Origin of the sequence: Segatella albensis DSM 11370 = JCM 12258 (genome assembly GCF_000426565.1) — a bacterium.
Taxonomy (GTDB): Bacteria; Bacteroidota; Bacteroidia; order Bacteroidales; family Bacteroidaceae; genus Prevotella; species Prevotella albensis.
Window position 1 is genome coordinate 249042 of the sequence record NZ_KE384540.1, and the last position, 22955, is coordinate 271996.

General features: G+C 39.8%; 16 protein-coding genes. 12 read left to right on the forward strand and 4 right to left on the reverse strand.

Annotated elements, in window-relative coordinates; all coding sequences use genetic code 11:
• Positions 1–40: 40 nt before the first annotated feature.
• Entirely contained in the window at positions 41–925 is an 885-nt protein-coding gene (gene dapA / locus K333_RS0110910) for a 4-hydroxy-tetrahydrodipicolinate synthase (protein WP_024990077.1), read from the forward strand.
• Positions 926–932: 7 nt separating this feature from the next.
• Positions 933–1820, forward strand: a complete 888-nt coding sequence (locus K333_RS0110915; RefSeq protein ID WP_027452700.1) for an AraC family transcriptional regulator — start codon at positions 933–935, stop codon at positions 1818–1820.
• Positions 1821–1825: 5 nt separating this feature from the next.
• Here K333_RS0110915 and K333_RS0110920 read toward each other — a convergent pair whose 3' ends face one another.
• The gene (locus tag K333_RS0110920; RefSeq protein ID WP_024990078.1) at positions 1826–2860 is read right to left on the reverse strand and encodes an asparaginase; all 1035 of its coding nucleotides are present in this window, start codon (positions 2858–2860) and stop codon (positions 1826–1828) included.
• Between the two features lie 135 nt (positions 2861–2995).
• Here K333_RS0110920 and uxaC point away from each other — a divergent pair, with 135 nt between their 5' ends.
• The 7 genes from uxaC to K333_RS0110955 all read left to right on the forward strand — a co-directional run bounded on the left by uxaC (position 2996) and on the right by K333_RS0110955 (position 13577).
• On the forward strand, positions 2996–4399 hold the full coding sequence (gene uxaC / locus K333_RS0110925; RefSeq protein ID WP_027452701.1) for a glucuronate isomerase: 1404 nt from the start codon (positions 2996–2998) through the stop codon (positions 4397–4399).
• An 81-nt stretch (positions 4400–4480) separates the two neighbouring features.
• Positions 4481–6319, forward strand: coding sequence for a glutamine--fructose-6-phosphate transaminase (isomerizing) (gene glmS / locus K333_RS0110930; RefSeq protein ID WP_024990079.1), 1839 nt, complete (start codon positions 4481–4483; stop codon positions 6317–6319).
• Positions 6320–6401: 82 nt separating this feature from the next.
• On the forward strand, positions 6402–8297 hold the full coding sequence (locus K333_RS0110935) for an amidophosphoribosyltransferase (RefSeq protein ID WP_024990080.1): 1896 nt from the start codon (positions 6402–6404) through the stop codon (positions 8295–8297).
• Between the two features lie 9 nt (positions 8298–8306).
• Complete coding sequence (gene carA / locus K333_RS0110940; RefSeq protein ID WP_027452702.1) at positions 8307–9383, forward strand: glutamine-hydrolyzing carbamoyl-phosphate synthase small subunit; 1077 nt, start codon at positions 8307–8309, stop codon at positions 9381–9383.
• 4 nt (positions 9384–9387) lie between these two features.
• Positions 9388–12609, forward strand: a complete 3222-nt coding sequence (gene carB / locus K333_RS0110945; RefSeq protein WP_024990081.1) for a carbamoyl-phosphate synthase (glutamine-hydrolyzing) large subunit — start codon at positions 9388–9390, stop codon at positions 12607–12609.
• Between the two features lie 267 nt (positions 12610–12876).
• Positions 12877–13044 carry a PG1828 family lipoprotein gene (locus tag K333_RS13370; protein WP_169714163.1) on the forward strand — a complete coding sequence of 56 codons (168 nt, stop codon included), beginning with the start codon at positions 12877–12879 and terminating at the stop codon, positions 13042–13044.
• A gap of 119 nt (positions 13045–13163) precedes the next feature.
• Positions 13164–13577, forward strand: a complete 414-nt coding sequence (locus K333_RS0110955; RefSeq protein WP_024990082.1) for a hypothetical protein — start codon at positions 13164–13166, stop codon at positions 13575–13577.
• On the opposite strand, the gene dinB is transcribed toward K333_RS0110955, so the two are convergent.
• Together dinB and rho are read right to left on the reverse strand one after the other, a co-directional pair.
• The gene (gene dinB, locus K333_RS0110960; RefSeq protein WP_024990083.1) at positions 13574–14680 is read right to left on the reverse strand and encodes a DNA polymerase IV; all 1107 of its coding nucleotides are present in this window, start codon (positions 14678–14680) and stop codon (positions 13574–13576) included. The two genes, K333_RS0110955 and dinB, sit on opposite strands and share 4 nt — an antisense overlap.
• A 358-nt stretch (positions 14681–15038) precedes the next feature.
• The gene (gene rho, locus K333_RS0110965) at positions 15039–17186 is read right to left on the reverse strand and encodes a transcription termination factor Rho (protein ID WP_027452703.1); all 2148 of its coding nucleotides are present in this window, start codon (positions 17184–17186) and stop codon (positions 15039–15041) included.
• Positions 17187–17333: 147 nt separating this feature from the next.
• On the opposite strand from rho, the gene K333_RS0110975 reads away from it, so the two are divergent.
• Positions 17334–19136 (forward strand): ABC-F family ATP-binding cassette domain-containing protein, encoded by a 1803-nt coding sequence (locus K333_RS0110975; protein WP_027452704.1) that lies wholly within the window; start codon positions 17334–17336, stop codon positions 19134–19136.
• Positions 19137–19181: 45 nt separating this feature from the next.
• Here the strand turns inward: K333_RS0110975 and yihA are convergent, their stop codons facing one another.
• Positions 19182–19784 carry a ribosome biogenesis GTP-binding protein YihA/YsxC gene (yihA, locus tag K333_RS0110980; protein ID WP_024990084.1) on the reverse strand — a complete coding sequence of 201 codons (603 nt, stop codon included), beginning with the start codon at positions 19782–19784 and terminating at the stop codon, positions 19182–19184.
• A 139-nt stretch (positions 19785–19923) separates the two neighbouring features.
• Here yihA and K333_RS0110985 point away from each other — a divergent pair, with 139 nt between their 5' ends.
• Together K333_RS0110985 and K333_RS0110990 are read left to right on the forward strand one after the other, a co-directional pair.
• Entirely contained in the window at positions 19924–20715 is a 792-nt protein-coding gene (locus K333_RS0110985) for a gliding motility protein GldB-related protein (RefSeq protein WP_027452705.1), read from the forward strand.
• A gap of 37 nt (positions 20716–20752) precedes the next feature.
• Complete coding sequence (locus K333_RS0110990; RefSeq protein WP_024990085.1) at positions 20753–22945, forward strand: S9 family peptidase; 2193 nt, start codon at positions 20753–20755, stop codon at positions 22943–22945.
• Positions 22946–22955: the final 10 nt, after the last annotated feature.

Here is a 22955-nt window from a genome sequence, read left to right on the forward strand (position 1 = left end):
TAAATTTGCGACCGAATGTGAAACAATAAGCTACAAAGCTATGCAGAATATTTTTAAAGGCCTGGGTATTGCCTTAATTACTCCCTTTACTGAAAATGGTGAAGTTGACTACCAGTCGCTAAAGAAACTTGTAGAGTACCAAATAGAGAATGGTGCCGACTTCCTTTGTATCCTTGCCACAACGGGTGAGGCTCCTTGTTTGACTCGTGAGGAAAAGAATAAAATTACAACGCTCGTGAAAGAGGTTAATAGGGGTCGTGTGAAGATTCTGAAGTATTGTGGCGGTAATAACACCCGTGCGGTAGTGGAAGAAATCCAAACTACTGACTGGACTGGTATCGACGGTATCTTAAGTATCTGTCCTTACTATAATAAACCTTCGCAGGAAGGCTTATATCAGCATTTTAAGGCAATAGCAGAAGCTAGTCCTCTTCCTGTCGTTTTATATAATGTTCCAGGACGTACCGGTGTCAATATGAAAGCAGAGACAACCTGCCGATTGGCTCGTGATTTCAAGAATATTGTAGCCGTGAAAGAGGCTTCTGGCTCACTTGAACAGGTCGATGAGATTATTAAGAATAAACCAGATAACTTTGATGTAATCAGTGGCGATGATGCTTTAACATTCTCGATGGTGGCAAGTGGCGCAGCTGGTGTTATCTCTGTGATAGGTAATGCGCTTCCTAAGGAATTCAGTCGTATGATCCGGTTGGAATTTAATGGTGAATATGAACCTGCACGTAAGATACACCACATGTTTACTGAATTGTATAGTCTACTCTTTGTGGATGGTAATCCTGCTGGATGCAAGGCTTTGCTCAATGATATGGGATTCATCAATAATGTGTTAAGACTTCCTCTTGTGCCTACTACTATCAAAACTAAGGAGCGCATGGGCGAAATCCTAAAGGAATTGAGAATTTAATCAGAATATGGCTGAGGATAGAAAAGTAATACACGAAATCACGCCGTTGATGGGTAAGGATGTGCTTTACATCGCCGATCGACATAAAAAGGAGTTTACCTATCCTATACATAACCACGAGGTATATGAACTAAATTTCGTGGAGAATGCTGCTGGTGTTCGCCGTATTGTAGGTGATTCGCAAGAGGTGATAGGTGAATTCGATCTTGTATTGATTACATCACCTGATCTGGAACATGTGTGGGAGCAATATCAATGTACCAGCGAAGATATTCGTGAAATTACTATTCAGTTTGATTTCTCATTAGGTGATGACACTCTCTTTGGAAGAAATCCGTATGCCTCAATAACGCGCATGATGAAGAGGGCGCGCAAAGGACTGAAATTTCCGATGAAAGCCATTATGAAGGTGTATGAGAAACTAGATACACTGAGTAATGTGAAAGATGGATTCTATGCTGTACAACAGTTTATGTCGATTCTCTATGAATTATCTCGTACTGAGGGCGCTCAGACTCTTGCTACAAGTAGTTATGCTAAAGTGATGGTGGAGGATGATTCGCGTAGAGTGCTGAAAGTGAAGAACTTTATAGCGCAGAACTACATGGAAGATTTAAGGTTGCCAGACTTAGCATCGATGGCGGGAATGAGTCCATCAGCTTTCAGTAGATTCTTCAAGTTGCATACGGGTAGAAATCTAAGTGAATATATTATTGATATTCGTTTGGGCTATGCTTCGCGTATGCTTGTCGATACAGCGAAAAGTATCTCAGAGATCAGTTTTTGTTGTGGTTTCAATAACCTGAGCAACTTTAACCGTATCTTTAAGAAAAAGAAAAATTGCTCGCCTAGTGAGTTCCGTGAGAACTATCACAAGACGAGAATTATCGTATAATCATTTTAAAGCGTTATTTCGCCTACTAGCGATTTCGACATCATCGTACGAATGATGTGGGGATCGCTATATTTGCCTTGTAGGTACATCAGTTTAGTGACTGCAGCTTCTACGGTACTATCATATCCACTAATGACGCCAGCACTCTGTAAATGATAACCTGTGTCGTAACGGGTCATGGCAACCTTGCCACTGATGCACTGTGAAATGTTGACGATAGTAACGCCGCGGTCAACAGCACTGCGAAGGCATTTAAGCATCCAAGCCTTCTGAGGTGCATTGCCACTACCAAAACTTCGCATGACGATACCACGAAGTTCTGGTACCTCAACAATGTTATGTACAATATGCTCACTGATGCCAGGAAAGAGAGAAAAAACGATGACGTTATTGTCCATTGCATAATGAGGCTCAAGGAATCGACTGTAATCGGGCTTCAAAATGTGATGATCGTGGAAATTGAAGTTAACACCAGCATCGCAAAGGTGTGCATAATTGAAAGAATCGAAAGCGTTAAATCCATCTGCGGCAATTTTGGTAGAACGGTTACCGCGTAATAGGTGACCGTTAAAGTAAATGCATACTTCAGGAATACGTGGATAACCTTCTGGTTTATAACAAGATGCCAACTCTATACTTGTAAGTACATTCTCCTTTCCGTCTGTGCGAAGTTGGCCCATAGGAAGTTGAGAACCTGTAAGAATAACCGGCTTTGTGAGATTGCCGAGCATGAAGCTAAGTGCTGAAGCGGTATATGCCATCGTGTCTGTACCGTGGAGAATAACAAAGCCATCATATTCGTCATATCGTTCTGCCACAATGCGTACTAACTGAGCCCACATTCTTGGTGACATGTCACTGGAATCAATAGGTGGAGTGAATTGGTACACATCAATGTTCGTGTCAACATACTTCATCTCAGGCATTGATTCGCTAAGATGATTGAAGTCGAGCGGTTCAAGTGCTCCTGTGAGCGGGTTCCGCCCCATACCAATTGTACCACCTGTGTAGATTAACAGTACCTTATTGGTTCTTTTCATTTCTTAATCCTTTTGTAAAATTATAGTGCAAATATAGTTTAAAAACTTCGCATTTCCAAATAATTGGTGTATATTTGCATTCAGTAATCTACTGAGTTGCAAAATCAAAACATAAAAAACATAAAATATAATACAATGAAACAATTTATGGATGAAAACTTCCTGCTTGAGACCGAAACAGCGCAGGAGCTTTTCCACAATCATGCGGCAAAGATGCCTATTATCGATTATCATTGTCATTTGGATCCACAGATGGTAGCAGAAGATCATCAGTTTAAAAGCATTACTGAACTTTGGCTTGGTGGTGATCATTATAAATGGCGTGCAATGCGTACTAATGGCGTAGCTGAAAAGTATTGTACAGGAGATGCTTCTGATTGGGAGAAATTTGAGAAGTGGGCAGAGACTATGCCGTATACTTTTCGTAATCCATTGTATCATTGGTCACATCTGGAACTGAAGACAGCTTTTGGGATTGATAAACAGTTGAGTCCTGCTACCGCTCGTGAAATATATGATGAGTGTAATGAGAAATTAAAGAAACCGGAGTTTAGTGCTCGTGGACTGATGCGTCATTATAATGTGGAGTGTGTCTGTACGACAGATGATCCTATAGATGACTTAAAATGGCATAAGAAGACTCGCGAGAGTGGCTTTGAAATCAAAATGCTCCCTGCATGGCGTCCTGATAAGGCGATGAATATAGAAAAAAGTGACTTTGCTGATTATATGAAGAAACTTAGTGAGGTCAGTGGGATAGAGGTGAATTCTTTCAAGTGTATGGTGGATGCGCTGCAAAAACGCCATGATTTCTTTGCCGAGAATGGTTGCCGACTAAGTGATCATGGACTTGAAGAATTTTATGATGAGAAGTTCACTGATTCGCAGGTTGAAACAATCTTTGGTAAGGCTCTTCGCGGTCTGCAACTCTCACCATTGGAGATACGTCAGTATAAGCATGCGTTCTTGAAAGTGTGTGGTGAAATGGATGCTGATGCAGACTGGACACAACAATATCACTATGGTACCATTCGTGATAATAATACGTTGATGTATAATAAGTTAGGCGCTGATTTAGGCTTTGACTCAATTGGAGAGTTTAGCACAGCTAAGGCTATGAGCCATTTCCTTGATGAATTGAATTCAGAAGGTAAGTTGACCCGTACAATTCTGTATTGCTTGAATCCATGTGCTAATGAAGTTATTGCTACGATGCTCGGTAATTTCCAAGATGGTATTACGCCAGGCAAAATCCAGATGGGTTCTGGTTGGTGGTTTAATGATCAACTCGATGGAATGACCAAACAAATGAATGCCCTCTCAGTACTGGGCTTGTTGAGTCGTTTTGTTGGAATGCTTACAGATAGCCGCTCGTTCTTAAGTTATCCACGTCATGAGTATTTCCGTCGCTTGCTGTGTAACTTACTCGGTAACGATGTGGAAAAAGGACTGCTCCCTAATGATCAGGAGATTCTTGCTCGTATGGTAGAGGATATCTCATACAACAATGCACACAGATATTTCAAGTTTTATAAATAAATGCTCTAAACATTTGGTTATCCAAAAAAATAGTTTTACTTTTGCAAAGAATTAATGACTTTGTCATACTATATATAAAATATGTGTGGAATTGTAGGATATTTAGGACATAGAGACGCTTATCCAATTCTTATAAAAGGGTTGAAGCGACTTGAATATAGAGGTTATGATTCAGCCGGCGTTGCCTTAATTAATGACAACGGGGATATGAATATTTACAAAGCCAAAGGCAAGGTTGTAGATTTGGAAAATGTATGCTCTGATAAGAATATATCAGGATGTGTTGGTATTGCTCATACACGATGGGCTACTCATGGTGAGCCTTCTGCGATAAATGCACATCCTCATTATTCAGAATCCAAGAATCTTGCCATTATCCATAATGGCATTATTGAGAACTATGCTCAGATTAAGAAAAATCTAATAAGTAAGGGCGTACACTTTGTAAGTGAAACGGATACTGAAGTACTTGTTCAGCTTATTGAATATATTCAGGTACATAAGAAACTTGATTTGTTAACAAGTGTGCAGGTGGCTTTGCGTCAGGTGATTGGTGCATATGCTATTGCATTGCTTGACAAACGTAATCCTAATCAGATAATTGCAGCTCGTAAGGCTAGTCCATTGGTAATTGGTATTGGAGATAATGAATTCTTCCTCGGTTCTGATGCTAGTCCTATTATTGAGTATACAGATAAGGTTGTTTATCTTGATGATGAGAATATAGCTGTAATGCGTCTCGGTGAGGATTTGCAGGTTACAAATATCGATAATGTAAAGCTTAATCCAGATGTTCAGACTGTTGATATTGATCTTGGTCAGATAGAAAAGGGAGGCTTCCCTCATTTTATGCTTAAAGAGATCTTTGAACAGCCAGAGTGTTTAAGAAACTGTATGCGCGGTCGAATAAGTAAGAAAGGTGTTGTACTAAGCGCTATTACTGATCATCGTGAACAATTGGCAAATGCTAAGCGATTTATTATTGTAGCTTGTGGAACTAGTTGGCATGCAGGACTTATAGGAAAACAATTGTTGGAGACATTCTGTCGCATCCCTGTAGAGGTAGAGTATGCAAGTGAGTTCCGTTATCGTAATCCAGTGGTAGGACCTGATGATGTAGTGATTGCTATTTCTCAAAGTGGTGAGACTGCGGATACGTTGGCAGCTATTAAACTTGCTAAAGAAAAAGGAGCTTTCATTTATGGTATCTGTAATGCCATAGGTTCTAGTATTGCTCGTGCTACCGATACGGGTACTTATATCCATGTAGGCCCAGAAATTGGTGTTGCTTCAACAAAAGCTTTCACAGGACAAGTAACCGTATTATTACTCTTGTCGCTTGCATTGGCTAAAGAACGTCAAACAATTAGTTGTGAGGAATATAATAAGGTAGTTAAGTACCTTCTTAAAGTGCCTGAAGCAATGAAGGAAGTATTGAAGGTGAATAAAAGGGTCGCTGACTTGAGCCGGATTTTCACATATGCACATAACTTCTTATATTTGGGCCGTGGCTATAGTTATCCTGTAGCTTTGGAGGGTGCTCTTAAACTGAAAGAAATCAGTTATATACATGCGGAAGGTTATCCGGCCGCAGAAATGAAGCATGGTCCTATTGCTCTTATTGATTCGGATATGCCGGTTGTGGTTATTGCAACTCACAATGAGATGTATGAAAAGATATTGAGTAATATTCAGGAAATAAAAGCTCGTAAGGGTAAGGTTATTGCTATTGTAACTAAGGACGATGAAGTGATATCGAAAATAGCAGATGAAGTAATAGAACTTCCAGATACACTTGAATGTCTTGAGCCGTTGTTGGCGACAATACCGTTGCAATTGCTAGCTTATCATGTAGCTGTATGCAAAGGTAAGAATGTTGACCAGCCAAGAAATCTGGCCAAGTCTGTTACTGTAGAATGATATACGGGACACTACTTTATTGTGGTGTCCCTTTTCTATATAAATAGGGATTATATAATTATTAGATACAAGGGGAGATTGAATGGAACCAATACATGAAGACTGTGGTGTAGCACTCATCAGATTGTTGAAACCACTGGAGTACTATCAGCAGAAATATGGCACATGGATGTACGGGCTGAATAAACTTTATCTGATGATGGAGAAACAGCATAACCGTGGACAGGAGGGCGCAGGTATGGCTTGTGTAAAACTCAGTTCTGAACCGGGAAATGAATATATGTTTCGTGAACGTGCAGAAGGTAAAGATGCCATTACCGAGATATTTGGTAATGTTAATAAGAAGTTTAAGGATATAAAGTCCGAATTATTGTCAGATGCATCGTATGCTAAGGCTAATTTGCCTTTTGCCGGTGAACTCTACATGGGGCATTTGAGATATTCAACCACAGGAAAGAGTGGTCTTACCTATGTTCATCCTTTCCTCCGTAGAAATAACTGGAAAGCGAAAAATCTTTGTATGTGCGGAAACTTCAATATGACCAATGTAGATGAAGTTTTCAAACTACTGACAGAACAGGGGCAATGCCCTCGTATCTATAGTGATACATATATTATGCTCGAACTGATGGGACATAGATTGGACCGTGAGGTGGAGCGTAATTTCATTGCTGCCAAGGCTCTTGAACTGACAAATTGCGATATCACAAAATACATAGAAGATCATGTTAAGATTAGCAATGTATTGAAGACAACTCTTTGTCATTTTGATGGTGGATATAACATGTGCGGAATGACGGGTTCTGGTGAAATGTTCTCAATGCGGGATCCTTGGGGAATTCGTCCATGTTTTTATTATAAAAACGAAGAGCTGGTAGTTGTTGCTTCAGAGCGACCTGTGTTACAAACAACTTTCGATTTGGAAGTTGAAGACGTGAAAGAGTTGGAACCTGGTAATGCGCTGATCGTGAGAAAGAACGGAGAATGCAGTATTGAGAAGATCTTAGATCGTAAGGGAGATTCCGCATGTTCGTTCGAACGTATCTATTTCAGTAGAGGTTCTGATTGTGATATCTATAAAGAGCGCAAGAAACTTGGAGCACAACTTACTCCCCAAGTACTGAAAGTCGTAGACTATGATACACAGCACACTGTATTCAGTTATATACCGAATACTGCAGAGGTTGCCTATTACGGATTACTTGATGGATTCAAGAGGTATATTAATGATCAGAAGATTAAAGCCATAGAAGGTCTCGGACACATTCCTTCGCATGAAGAATTGGAAAATATCCTTCATGAATATGTACGTTCAGAAAAAGTAGCTTGGAAAGATATCAAACTACGTACTTTTATTACAGAAGGCAATTCAAGAAATGATTTAGCCAGTCATGTGTATGATATTACCTATGGCAGTATAGAACCGTACGTAGACAATTTGGTTGTAATTGATGATAGCATCGTCAGAGGAACTACTTTAAAAGAGAGTATCTTGAGAATCATGGATCGATTACACCCGAAGAAGATAGTAATCGTGTCGAGTGCTCCACAAATCAGATATCCTGATTACTATGGTATTGACATGCCTAGACTGGAAGAATTCTGCGTGTTCAGAGCTACTATTCAACTGATAAAGGAACGTAACTTGCACCATATTATAGAGGAAACTTATAAAGCCTGCAAAGATGAACTTGAACGACCAAAAGAAGATATGAGAAATGCAGTGCGTGATATTTATAAGCCTTTCTCGGTAGAGGAAATCAATGAAAAGATTGTGGAGATGTTGCGCCCAGAAGGAGTAGAAACACCTATCGAACTCGTATATCAGAGTATTGAGGGACTACATGAAGCAATCCCAGAACATAAGGGAGACTGGTACTTTACCGGAAATTTCCCTACACCTGGAGGAACCAAACTTTGCAATCAAGCATTTGTAAATTATATAGAGAAAGTCTATCAAAACGAACAGAAATTTTAATTAGTATAAATGAAGAACGTAACCTTAGTTTTAAGTGATGGAACCAAGTTCCACGGCAAGTCTTTTGGATATAAAGCTCCTGTTGCAGGAGAAGTAGTATTCAATACGGCTATGATGGGTTATCCCGAGAGTTTGACCGACCCAAGTTATGCAGGTCAGTTACTTACGATGACATTCCCACTAGTAGGAAACTATGGTGTACCAGCCTTTACAATTGAGAAGAATGGTATACCAACATTTATGGAAAGCGACAAGATTTATGCTTCAGCACTGATAGTCAGTGATTATAGTGAGCAATACAGCCATTGGAATGCTGTGGAGAGTCTTGCCGATTGGCTCAAGCGCGAGAAAGTGCCTGGAATAACAGGCGTTGATACGCGAGAACTCACTAAGGTATTGCGTGAACATGGTGTGATGATGGGTAAAATCATTTTTGATGATGAACCTAACAATATCCCAGAAGCAAACTATGAGGGTGTGAACTTCGTAGATAAAGTGAGCACTAAAGAGATTATTCGCTATAACGAAGGTGTCGGAAAGAAAGTTGTTCTTGTAGACTGTGGCGTTAAGGCTAATATTATTCGTTGCTTGATAGAGCGTGGAGTAGAGGTGATACGTGTACCTTGGAACTACGATTATAGTAACATGGAATTTGATGGACTGTTCCTTGCCAATGGTCCTGGTGATCCAGATATGTGTTCAGATGCTGTGGATATCATTAAAAAGCAGATGAGTGCCAGTCGCAAACCAATTTGTGGTATCTGTATGGGTAACCAATTATTAGGAAAGGCTGCTGGTGCCAGTATTTATAAGTTGAAATACGGACATCGTGGACATAACCAGCCAGTGCGTTTGGTAGGTACGGATAAGTGCTTTGTCACCAGCCAGAATCATGGTTATGCAGTGGACACGACAACCCTCGGCAATGAATGGAAAGAACTCTTCGTAAATATGAATGATGGTTCAAACGAAGGAATTTGCCATAAAGAGAATCCTTGGTTCTCTAGTCAGTTCCATCCAGAGGCTTGTTCAGGTCCTGTAGATACAGAGTTCATGTTCGATAAGTTTATTGAAAAATTGAAGTAAGACGATGAAAGATCCTAATATAAAGAAAGTCCTGCTACTTGGTTCAGGCGCATTGAAAATCGGTGAAGCTGGTGAGTTTGACTATTCTGGTAGTCAGGCTTTGAAGGCACTGCGTGAAGAAGGTGTGGAAACAGTATTGATAAACCCTAATATTGCAACTGTACAAACTTCTGAAGGAGTAGCTGATCAGATATACTTTCTTCCAGTTCAACCATATTTTGTAGAGCGCGTCATTCAGAAAGAGCATCCTGATGGTATTCTCCTTTCGTTTGGTGGACAGACAGCATTGAATTGTGGCGTAGAATTAGAGCGCTTAGGCATCTTGAAGAAGTATAATGTTCGTGTGCTAGGTACTCCTGTTCAGGCTATTATGAATACAGAGGACCGAGAACTCTTCGTAGAACAACTTGATGAGATTGATGTGAAGACCATCAAGAGTGAAGCCTGCGAAAGTATCGAACAAGCTCGTAAGGCAGCTACCGAACTTGGTTATCCTGTTATCGTGAGAGCTGCGTACGCACTGGGAGGTTTAGGTTCTGGATTTGCAGATAATGAAGATGAACTGAATGCACTTTGTGAGAAAGCATTTTCATTCTCTCCACAGGTTCTGGTAGAAAAGAGTCTAAAGGGATGGAAAGAAATAGAGTACGAGGTTGTACGAGATAAATATGATAACTGTATTACCGTATGTAATATGGAGAATTTCGATCCTCTGGGTATTCATACAGGTGAAAGTATCGTTATTGCTCCGTCGCAAACTTTAACCAATAGTGAGTATCACAAACTCCGTGCCCTTTCTATCAAGATTGTTCGTCATATTGGTATTGTCGGTGAGTGTAATGTACAGTATGCTTTTGATCCACAGAGCGAAGACTATCGTGTAATCGAGGTGAATGCCCGATTGAGCCGTTCTTCAGCTCTAGCCTCTAAGGCAACAGGTTACCCTCTGGCTTTTGTTGCTGCAAAACTCGGTATGGGTTATGGACTCTTTGAACTAAAGAACTCTGTAACCAAGACAACTTCAGCATTTTTTGAACCAGCACTCGATTACGTGGTATGTAAAATTCCACGTTGGGACCTTAGTAAGTTCCGTGGCGTTGACAAGGAACTGGGCTCAAGTATGAAGTCTGTGGGCGAAGTAATGGCTATTGGTAGAAACTTTGAAGAAGCTATACAAAAGGGTCTGCGCATGATAGGTCAGGGCATGCATGGATTCGTAGAAAACAAGGAATTGGAAATAGAAGACCTTGATGCAGCACTTCAGGAACCTACTGATAAGCGTGTGTTTGTTATCTCTAAAGCTATGCATAAGGGATACACAGTAGACCAGATTCATGATCTTACCAAGATTGACAAATGGTTCTTGTATAAACTACAGCATATCATTGATATTGATGAAAAATTAAAGAAGTGCAATATCAATACATTAGATAAAGAACTTTTGCGTAGTGCTAAGGTATATGGATTCACCGATTTCCAGATAGCTCGTGCTGTCGGATTGGAGGAAGAAGTGCATAATATGCACAAGGCGATGCTTTTAGTCCGCAACTTGCGTAAGAGCTATGATATTCTTCCTGTAGTAAAGCAGATAGATACCCTTGCAGCGGAGTATCCAGCACAGACAAACTACCTATATGTCACTTATAGCGGTGTAGCCAGTGATATTAGTTTCCAGCGAGACCATCGCAGCATCATCGTACTTGGTTCAGGAGCTTATCGTATTGGAAGTTCCGTAGAGTTCGACTGGTGTGGTGTTCAGGCTTTGAATACGATTCGAAAGGAAGGATATCGCTCTATCATGATTAATTATAATCCAGAAACAGTATCTACGGATTATGATATGTGTGATAGACTCTATTTTGACGAGTTGACATTCGAGCGTGTGATGGATATTATAGATATGGAGTGTCCTCATGGTGTCATCGTAAGTACAGGTGGTCAGATTCCTAATAATCTGGCTATGAAACTTGATGAGCAGAATGTGCCAATTCTCGGAACCAAAGCTAAAGATATTGATAATGCAGAGGATCGTGCGAAGTTCTCTGCCATGCTTACCGATAATGGAATCAATCAGCCAGAGTGGAGCGCATTGACTTCGATGGATGACATAGATAAGTTCGTGGACAGAGTAGGATTCCCAGTATTGGTGCGTCCTTCTTATGTACTCTCCGGAGCAGCCATGAACGTATGTTCCAACGAGGAAGAACTCCGTAGATTCTTACAGTTAGCAGCTAATGTGAGTGAAGACCATCCAGTAGTAGTTTCTAAATTTATAGAAAATGCTAAAGAGATAGAGATGGATGCCGTCGCTCGTGATGGCGAAATCTTAGCTTACGCAATCTCTGAACATATCGAGTTTGCAGGTGTCCATTCCGGTGATGCGACGATTCAGTTCCCTCCACAGAAGTTGTATGTGGAAACAGTAAGAAGGATTAAGCGTGTGAGCCGACAGATTGCGAAGGCTTTGCATATCAATGGTCCTTTCAATATCCAATATATGGCTCGTGAAAATGAAATCTTAGTTATCGAGTGTAACTTAAGAGCTTCACGTTCATTCCCATTCGTAAGTAAGGTTCTGAAGATTAATCTGATAGAATTGGCCACTAAGGTCATGCTTGGATTGCCAGTGGAGAAACCTAATAAGAGCCTCTTCGATTTGGATTATGTCGGTATTAAGGCCTCACAATTTAGCTTTAACAGATTGCAGAAGGCAGACCCTGTCTTGGGTGTAGATATGAGCTCTACAGGTGAGGTAGGATGTCTGGGAGATGATACTAATGCAGCTTTGTTGAAGAGTATGCTTTCTGTAGGTCAGCGTATCCCAAAGAAGAACATACTACTCTCTACAGGAGGCGCCAAGCAGAAGGCTGAAATGCTCGACGCTGCAAAACAGTTGATAGCTAATGGTTACAAGTTGTTTGCTACAGGAGGTACAAGCAAGTATCTTACAGAAAATGGAGTAGAGAACACTTTAGTATATTGGCCATCAGAAGAAGGACAGCCTCAGGCCCTTGAGTTACTGCATGAAAAGAAAATCGATATGGTTGTAAATATTCCTAAGAATCTTACAGTCCACGAATTAACGAACGGATATAAGATCCGAAGAGCAGCCATAGACTTGAATATACCTTTGATAACTAATAGTCGTTTGGCTAGTGCCTTTATCAATGCATTCTGTACGATGACACTTGATGATATTGATATCAAGGCTTGGGGTGAATTCTAAGTATTCAATCACACATATGAAGAGGGGGGAAGTCGGTATTTCGACTACCCCCTTTTTTGTGCTATATAACATATGTTTTCGAGCACGGGAAGTATTTAACCTTCGTTAACAGTTTGTAAGTTATTGATATATAGTGAGTTATAAAAAAGTTACAAAAGGCACCTAAAAATAATTGCAAAAAAAAGAACGTCGTATCTAAAAAATACTTATCTTTGCAACGTTTTAATAAACATATTGATTGTTTTACAGAATTAAAAAGCAAAGAAAATGAAGAAATTAGTTTTAATGTTCGTAGCTATCGCAGCTATCTCTTTCGCATCTTGTGGTAACAAAACAGCTCAGGCTCCTGCTCAGGACTCTGACACTGTAGCAGTTGATACAGCTGCTGCTGACACTGCTGCTGCTGATACAGCTGCTGCTGATAGCGCTAAGTAATTAGATTACTTACGACTTGAAAATTTGAGACACCGCTGAAGACTTAGTCTTCAGCGGATTTTTTTTGCACATTAGTTACGATGAGGAAAAATATTTTATTCGTTTTGTTTTTATCTTTAATGGTTTCATGTCATTCTCATAATACAGAGAAACCAGTCTGGGAAGATTCCACCAAGGAGGATTATAATTATCAGGTATCGGATACGATGCATCATGATACGACTAAATGTTCAAAGATTGATTCTGTGGCAATTCAGCTTCATAATCAGAAAGAAGAAAAGCAAGCTGAGAAATATAAGAATCGTAAGGTAGAGATTCATAAGATATTTTCGGATACCCATATGACAGATACCTATAATATAGGTTATGAACGGGGATATGCTGATGGGGAAAAAGATGCCCATGCAAATACGGGTAGAAGCTCTTTCAACACATCTAATCAAGAGAAAGGTAAAAATCGTTTGCGTTATGTGAAAGGTTATAAAGAAGGCTACGATGCTGGATATACTGATAACCTTGATAGTGGAGACTAATGTTCGTCTGGCCATTTCTTGAATTCTAATTCAAGTTCGTAATAATCATCCTTTAGTCTATGAGTGATATCTGTATAATCCAGATTATTGGTTACACTGAGTCCCATGAGTCGGATAGGGTGATTGGCTGAATATGAAATCTGCTGCAATAACTTTTTAGCTATTGGTAATATTGTATCTTTAGAATTAAGAACCTTAGATTGAGTATAGCTTCTTGTGATTTGAGTAAAGTCGCTATACTTTATTTTTAAGGTCAATGTATTTCCTTCGAAATTATTTTTCTTGAGTCGTTCTATTAATTCGAGAACAGTATGGTAGAGTTCTATTAGTATTGTGGATTTGATACATATATCTTCCAGGAAAGTATGCTCGCATCCGACAGACTTTCTAATATAGTTAGTATTTACCGGTCTGTTGTCGATGCCGCGTGCAAAGTCGTAGAAGATATATCCCGACTTCCCAAAAACTTCTACAAGATGATTCTTGGAAACCTTTCTTAAGTCCTTTCCTGTAAATATTCCCATATGATGCATTCTTTCGGCAGTCTTCTTGCCGATTCCCCAAAAGTTCTCTATTCTCAGTTTATCAATAAACTCGATAGCCTTATCAGGATGTATTGTACAGATTCCATCAGGTTTCCGATAATCAGAAGCAATTTTCGCCAGAAATTTACAATAGCTGATGCCTGCAGAAGCAGTGAGATGAAGTTCTTTTTTGATTCGACTTTTGATTTCCAACGCTATATCCAAGGCAAGAGGCATATTCTTTTTGTTGTGGGTAACATCAAGAAAAGCCTCATCTATAGAAATAGGTTCTATGAGATCTGTATATTCCTGGAAGATGTGATGAACTTGCTGGGAAACTTCTTTGTAGTGATGATGATTTCCCGCAACGATGATAAGGTTGGGGCATAAGCGTTTGGCACGTGATATGGGCATAGCAGAATGAACGCCATATTTACGAGCCTCATAACTCGCCGTTGATACCACTCCACGTGGTCCATCGTATCCTACAGCAATGGCTTTGCCGCGTAATTCCGGATGATCGCGCTGCTCAACGGAAGCGAAAAATGCATCCATATCGATATGTATGATTTTCCTTATTTCTTTTTCAGCCATTGTTATGGATTGTATATTTGGAGTTAAGAATTCAATTCGTAGGTGCAAATTTACAAAACGTTTTTGTAAAAGTGTTCTTGTTGCATTGAATTTATAATATTTAATCTATACGAAGTTAACTTCATCGGCAGATTCTGTTAACTACGTAAATTGATATAGTTAACTACGTAAGGCGACGCAGTTAACTACGTAAGGCGACGCAGTTAACTACGTAAGCGGATGCTGTTATATATGTATTTGACAATGCAAACATAATAACTCTTCGTATTCAAAAAAATATCGGAGTTAGAATCATATTTCTAACCCCGATATCATATATTAAAACAATGTAATTCGATAATGCTTAATCGTTCATAGAAAGCAAGAACTCCTCATTATTGCTGGTTCTTCTCATGCGGTCATGAATAGTATTCATGGCCTCGATAGGATTCATGTCGCTGATATATTTGCGCAGGATCCACATACGATCCATAGTAGTCTTGTCTTGTAACAAGTCATCGCGACGTGTACTTGACTGTACCAAGTTGACGGCTGGGAAGATACGCTTGTTGCTCAAACTGCGGTCGAGCTGAAGTTCCATGTTACCAGTACCCTTGAATTCCTCAAAGATAACCTCATCCATCTTACTACCAGTATCAATCAATGCTGTGGCGATGATGGTAAGCGAACCGCCTCCCTCGATATTACGAGCAGCACCAAAGAAACGTTTTGGCTTCTGTAATGCATTGGCATCTACACCACCGGTAAGCACCTTACCACTGGCAGGAGCCACAGTGTTGTAGGCACGTGCCAATCGAGTAATACTATCTAGGAAGATAACAACATCGTGACCACATTCTACCATTCGTTTTGCCTTCTCCAAGACAATACCGGCAATTTTGACATGACGTTCTGCTGGTTCATCGAAGGTAGAGGCGATGACCTCAGCATTTACCGTACGGCTCATGTCGGTAACCTCCTCAGGACGTTCGTCTATCAAGAGCATCATCAGATAAGCTTCTGGATGGTTGGCTGCAATCGCGTTGGCGATATCCTTCATCAAAATAGTCTTACCGGTCTTAGGCTGTGCTACGATCAGCGCACGCTGACCTTTTCCGATAGGAGAGAACAAATCGACGATGCGGGTAGATAGATTAGTTGTAGCATGATCACCACACAAGTTGAATTTCTCGTTAGGAAACAATGGAGTAAGATGCTCGAAAGGAATTCGGTCGCGCACCTCACTAGGAGTTCTTCCGTTTATCTTGTCGATGTTTGTCAGAGGGAAATATTTTTCACCTTCGTGTGGAGGACGAACATGACAGCTGATAACGTCACCAGTTTTTAGTCCATAACGCTTGATGTAGTTTTGTGCAACATAAATATCGTCAGGTGAAGACAAATAGTTGTAATCACTAGAACGAAGGAAACCATAACCATCCGGCATTACCTCAAGTACACCGTTACCTGTTACCAAGTCGGCAAAGTCGTACTTCAACTGTATGCTCTTAGAAGAAGTAGTATTGGAAACTGGTTGGAAACTTCGAGAATTCTGAGTGGTAGGTCTGTCGAAGATATCAAATGTTGGTGTAGCACCTTGGTCTTCGATAGGCAGATCGACGGTAATGATGAAATCGGTCCCGTCTCCAGGGTCCCCCTCCCAGATATTAGAACGGAGGTTCTCAGAAGCAGCAGGAGTTTCTGCTGTTTCCTCCGGAATATTTGTTTCGATTTTGTTTTTCTCATTATGCGCATTTACCTTAGCTTGCAATTGAGCAAGAAGGTCGTTGGTATCACCTTCGTCGCCAGTTTTTTCGCTATCTGTGGCAAATGCAGCCTCTGGAATGAAGTCAGATTCTGCAGAAACTTCATTGTTGTTTTCTTCAGCAGGAGTCTTGTTGAAATCCAACACATCAACGGCATCATTCAATGCCTTATCGATTTTCGACTTTGTCTCGTCCTCAGTGTTTTCTTCTTTAACCTCTTCTTCAGCCTTCAACTTAGCCTCTTCGATGGCTTTTGCTTCTTCAGCTTCTTTCTCGGCTTTGGTCTTTCGTGTGCTTTTTCGTTTTGGTTTCTCCGTAGGCACCTCTTCGTTTTTAGCCTCTTCAGCCTTCGGGGTTTCTTCGGGTTGCTCTTCTGTTTTTACTACAGGCTCTGCAGTCTTTTTTCTGGAACGTGTAGTAGTCTTAGTATTTTTTTTAGGCTCCTCTTCAGTCTCTTTGAATAGAGGCTGCTCCAGAGTTTGAGGTGTCGGACCAGTAGCTTGATCACGCATTACATCGTAGTTCTCACCTTTGGTGCCCGATACGGTATATACCTTATCATCGTGCTTAGTGATACGTACACGCTTACGCTTAGTGGCAGGCTTAGCTTCTCCCTCATTGGTGGCCATAATAGCATCAACAATCTTCTCCAAGCTGTCACTCTTTTTTATAGAAGCACCTGCCTGTTTGGCGATATCCTGCAATTCTGCGATATCTTTAGATAATAATTCGTCTTTACTATACATTATATTATAGCTTGTATAAAAGAAATCTTATTGATTGTGAGTGATTCCGAATGAGGAAACACTCGATGTTTAAAATCGAATGCAAATGTAGCGTTTTTTTTCGGTATAGCCAAATTTTTTTCGTACTTTTGCATTAAAATTGATATTATGGCAAAAGAAATTCCATATCTTGATGTGCAAAACCTCACCAAACGCTTTGGTGCTCAGGTAATTTTTGATGGTATCTCTTTCTCTATTGCCGAAGGACAGAAGGTAGGTCTTATCGCTAAAAATGGTACTGGTAAGTCTACTTTATTATCTGTGCTTACGGATAATGAAGGTTATGAGAGTGGTGATATTATATACAAACGCGACTTAAAGGTAGGTTATCTGGAGCAGAGTCCAAAGTTTGACCCTGACGAGTCGGTTCTGGATGCCTGTTTTAATCATCAGGGTGATCCGGAAAAAGTGTTGCGTGCTAAGCAAGTGCTTACACAGTTGAAGATCACGGATATGGACCAGCCGATGAAAGAGTTGTCGGGTGGTCAGCAGAAACGAGTCGCCTTGGCCAATGTGCTGCTGATGGAGCCTGATTTCCTGATATTGGACGAACCTACCAACCATTTGGATTTGGATATGATAGAATGGCTTGAGGGATATCTTTCGCGCGGTAACCGTACCTTGTTGATGGTCACTCATGATCGATTCTTCCTTGATCGCGTATGTTCTATCATCCTAGAACTTGACAATCAGCAGATCTATACCTATCGTGGTAACTATAGCTATTATCTGGAGAAGCGTCAGGAGCGTATGGATAATATGCGAGCTGAGGTGCAACATGCTAAGAATTTATATCGAACGGAACTCGAATGGATGCGTCGTATGCCTCAGGCTCGTGGGCATAAGGCCAAATATCGTGAGGATGCCTTTTATGAACTTGAAAAGGTGGCAAAACGGCGTATCGAAGAAAGACAGATTCGTCTAAAAGCTTCTACTGTATATATAGGTAGTAAGATCTTTGAATGTCAGTATGTGTCTAAGAAGTTTCCGGCTTTAGGGAATAGACCAGAAAAGGTGATATTGGATAATTTCTATTATAATTTTGCACGATTCGAAAAGATGGGTATCGTGGGAAATAATGGAACCGGAAAGTCTACGTTCGTTAAAATGCTTTTGGGACTTGTGAAACCTGATAGTGGAAAGTTCGATATCGGTGAAACGGTAAGGTTTGGTTATTTCTCACAGGAAGGCTTAAAGTTTCGCGATGATCAGAAGGTTATTGATGTTATCACAGAAATAGCCGACTATATCGATCTAGGTAGAGGACGTAAGATGACGGCTTCTCAGTTCCTGCAATATTTCATGTTCTCGATGGAAGAGCAGCAGAACTATGTATACAAGTTGTCGGGTGGAGAACGTAGAAAACTCTATCTGTGTACTATATTAATGAAGAATCCTAACTTCTTGGTATTGGACGAGCCTACCAATGACCTAGATATTCAGACCTTGCAGGTGCTCGAAGAATATCTGCAGGATTTTCCTGGTTGCGTCATCGTCGTAAGTCATGATAGATATTTCATGGATAAGGTGGTAGATCATCTTTTGGTGTTCAAGGGTGATGGGGAGATTAAAGACTTCCCTGGTAACTACACTCAGTTCCGTGAATGGAATAAAATGCAGAATAAGGCTGTCACTGCTCAGAATCAGAAGAAAAATGCAGATGCAAAAAAGAAGGACTATCATCATGACATGCGCCGCCGACTTTCTTATAAAGAGAAAAAAGAGTTGGAACAACTGTCAAAGGAAATAGAAGAACTGGAGAGTGAAAAAACAAAAATCGAAGAAGAACTTTGTAGTGGAACGCTCTCTGTGGAAGATTTAACGACAAAGAGTAAGCGCTTGCCAGAAATCAAAGATTTATTGGATGAAAAGGAAATGCGCTGGCTTGAGTTGTCGGATGTCGAAGGATAAAATATAAAAGGATAGAGTTTCTTTTACTCTATCCTTTTATTTATCTTACTTATTTATGGTTTGATTAATTCTTTCAATGTAATCGAGAACCTCCTCGCGACCTATACGTTTCTCAGAACTTGTTATAAAATAAGGTGGAAGATTTTCCCATCTGTCTTTAAGTTCCTGCATCCAAGCTTTTGCATTCGAAGCAGCCTTGACTTTACCTACCTTGTCGGCTTTAGTAAAGATAATGGCAAAAGGAATATTACTCTCGCCAAGCCAGTCTACAAATTCTCTGTCGATCTTTTGCTGAGGATGTCTTACGTCAATAAGTACGAAAACATTCACCAATTGTTCACGTTGCAGAATATACCCGGAAATCATTTGTTCCAATTTCGCTTGGACCGTTTTAGATCGCTTTGCAAAACCATAACCGGGAAGATCGACAAGATACCACTCATTATTGATAATGAAATGGTTGATCAGTAATGTCTTACCAGGAGTAGCAGAAGTCTTAGCAAGTCCTTTGTGATTACAAAGCATATTAATAAGACTTGATTTCCCCACATTACTTCTACCTATGAAAGCATATTCCGGTTTGTCGTCTTTAGGGCACATACTTACGCGAGGTGCAGAAATAGTAAATTCAGATTTCTTAATGTCCATAATTTAATATTTTTTGCAAAGATAGGTGAAAAACGCACTTTTTTGTGATTAATTTTAAAATTTTTAGCTTAAAAGTTGTTTCTTATAATATTTTTTAGTATTTTTGCATTCGAAATTTAGAAAGAGAGCGATAAAAAAATTGAGAAGGATTTACTACATACTATTCTTGATCATGATTCTTTGTGTGGCATGTGAGTTTAAGTTAAAGCCTACAGAGGATTCTTATGGTCGTGTCCAAATAGAACGTTACGATCGTCTCGAAAGTCGCTATCTTACTACTGGTGATTTTTCTGCTCTTCAGCAGATGAATACCGATTATCCTATAGAAACTCGTACTTTGATAGAGAAAATGCTTCAGATAGGTGAAGTAAGTGATCGTGATATCCGTACCAAGTTTCTTATGTTTTATCAGGATTCTACTTTACAGGCACTTGTTGCTGATGCAGAGGCGGAATATGCTAATATGGATGATATCAATCAAGATTTGCAAGAAAGTTTTGATCGTCTTATCAATTGGCTGCCAAATGTTCGCATTCCTGTATTTTATGCACAGATAGGAGCTTTGGATCAGAGTATCGTTGTAGGTGAAAATACAGTAGGAATCTCTCTGGATAAGTATCTAGGAGAGAATTATCCGCTTTATAAGAAATATTATTCTTATTCGCAGCGTAAGAGCATGAGGCGTGCAAATATAGTGCCTGATTGTCTGCTGTTTTATTTGCTTAGTTTGTATCCGTTGGATAATTTTGAGCAACGTCCTCAGTTGGAGCGTGATTTACACGTAGCTAAAGTCATGTGGGTTGTCAATAAAGCTATGGATAAAAACTTCTTTCAAACATTGTATGTCTCACGTATTGACAGATATATGAAGAAAAGTGGGGCAACGATAGAGCAAATGCTTAAAGACGAAGATTATTCCAAGTTAAAATAGTTTATTCTCCGTTTTTCTTTGTATCTTTGTCGCAGATATGAAGAAACTATTTATTTTTTGTACAGCTATCATGATGGCTATGGAATTGTGTGCCGCTGAAAAAATAGATCTGAAGTCAATTACTTCGGGAGCTTTTTCAGCCGAGTATATTAGTGGTATTAATCCGATAGAAGGTACTGATCAGTATGCTTCGATTAGCAGTAATCGCAAACAGGTGATTAGATACTCTTTTAAAACAGGAAAACAAACTGCCGTACTTTTTGATGCTGATAAAGTAGGCAATGGTTTGGTAGAAGAAATTGATGGATATTCTATCAGTCCTGATGGTAAACGATTATTGATACAGACACATACAGAATATGTTTATCGCCGTTCTTTTAAAGCTGTATTCTATCTTTACGACATCAAGAGTAAGAAATTGGCTAAATTGTCGGCTTGTGAGAATCAACAGATTCCTACATGGTCACCTGATGGCAGTAAGATAGCTTTTGTCTATAACAATAATATCTATATTACTGATGGTGACCATGAAACTCAGGTTACGTCTGATGGCAAGTTTAACTCGATAATTAATGGTTTACCTGATTGGGTAAACGAAGAAGAGTTCGGTTTTAATAATGCTATGGCTTGGTCGGCAGATAGCAAGACCTTGAGTTGGATAAAGTATGATGAATCTCGTGTAAAGACATATTCTTTGCAGATATTCAAGGGGTTGAAACCAGCCAATGAGGAGTATTCAGACTATCCTGGTGAGTATTCTTATAAGTATCCTAAGGCTGGGCTGGACAACTCCATCGTTTCGGTATGGACATATAATCTGACGGATAAACAAACACATCAGTTACCTGTTCCTTTGGATTCGGAAGGATATATACCTAGAATAAAAACTACTGCTGATAGTCATCGTATAGTAGTATATACAATGCCTCGGCATCAAGATGTATTAAATCTGTATGCTGTAAATCCTTATAATCAGAATGTGAAGTTGATGATTAAGGAGCAAGTTGAGAAATACGTCAAGGAAGAAGCTATGGAAGGTATCTCTTTTGGTAAAAATACCATCTTGCTTCCTTCTGATCGTGATGGATATATGCACCTATATTTATATGATTACAATGGTAAACTTCTGAGAAAGGTAGAAAAGGGTAATTACGATGTTACTACAGTGTACGGATACGATGAGAAAACGGGTGATGTATATTATCAGGCTGCAGCTATCAATCCTCATGATCGTCAAATCTATGTATCACATTCCAATGGAAGGGTAGAACGCTTGACCCATCGAGAGGGTAATAATTCTGCTTTATTCTCTGGTGATTATAGGTTCTTCGTGAATGTATGGAGTGATTATAATACTCCTTATGAATTCACAAACTGTACAAATCAAGGAAATGTCATTAAAGTGCTGGAAAAGAACGATGCTTTAAAGGCAAAGATAGCAAAATATGGTTGGACCAAAAAGAAAACATTCAGTTTTGTGACATCTGAAGGTGTACATCTGGATGGTTGGATGGTAAAACCAGCCGATTTCGATGCTAAAAAGAAGTATCCTGTAATTCTTTTCCAGTATTCTGGTCCTGGTAGTCAGCAGGTGATGAATAGCTGGAGTACAGGCAGTATGGGAAATGGTGGTGCCTTTGATATGTATCTTGCTCAGCATGGATATATCGTAGTTTGTGTTGATGGCCGTGGTACCGGTGGCCGTGGTTCAGATTTCGAGAAGTGTACTTATCTGAAGATAGGAGAATTAGAGTCGAAAGATCAAGTAGAGACAGCCATCTATATGGGAAGGTTACCTTATGTAGATAAGAATCGAATTGGTATATGGGGCTGGAGCTTTGGTGGCTTCAACACCTTGATGAGCATGAGCGAAGGCCGTCCTGTATTTAAGGCTGGTGTGTCTGTAGCTCCTCCAACTAACTGGAAGTACTATGATACCATCTATACAGAGCGCTATATGCGTACGCCGAAAGAAAATCCTTCAGGCTATGAGACAAATCCAATTCAGCGTTCTAATAAACTGCATGGTGCCTTACTGATATGCCATGGCGTAGCAGATGATAATGTTCATCCACAAAACACCTTTGAGTATGCAGAGGCTTTAGTACAGGCAGACAAGGACTTTAAGGAAGTTTATTATACTAATCGTAATCATAGTATTCGTGGTGGAAATAGCAGAAACCATCTGCTTCGCCAGATTACGAACTGGTTTGATACTAATCTAAAATGATCTATCTAGT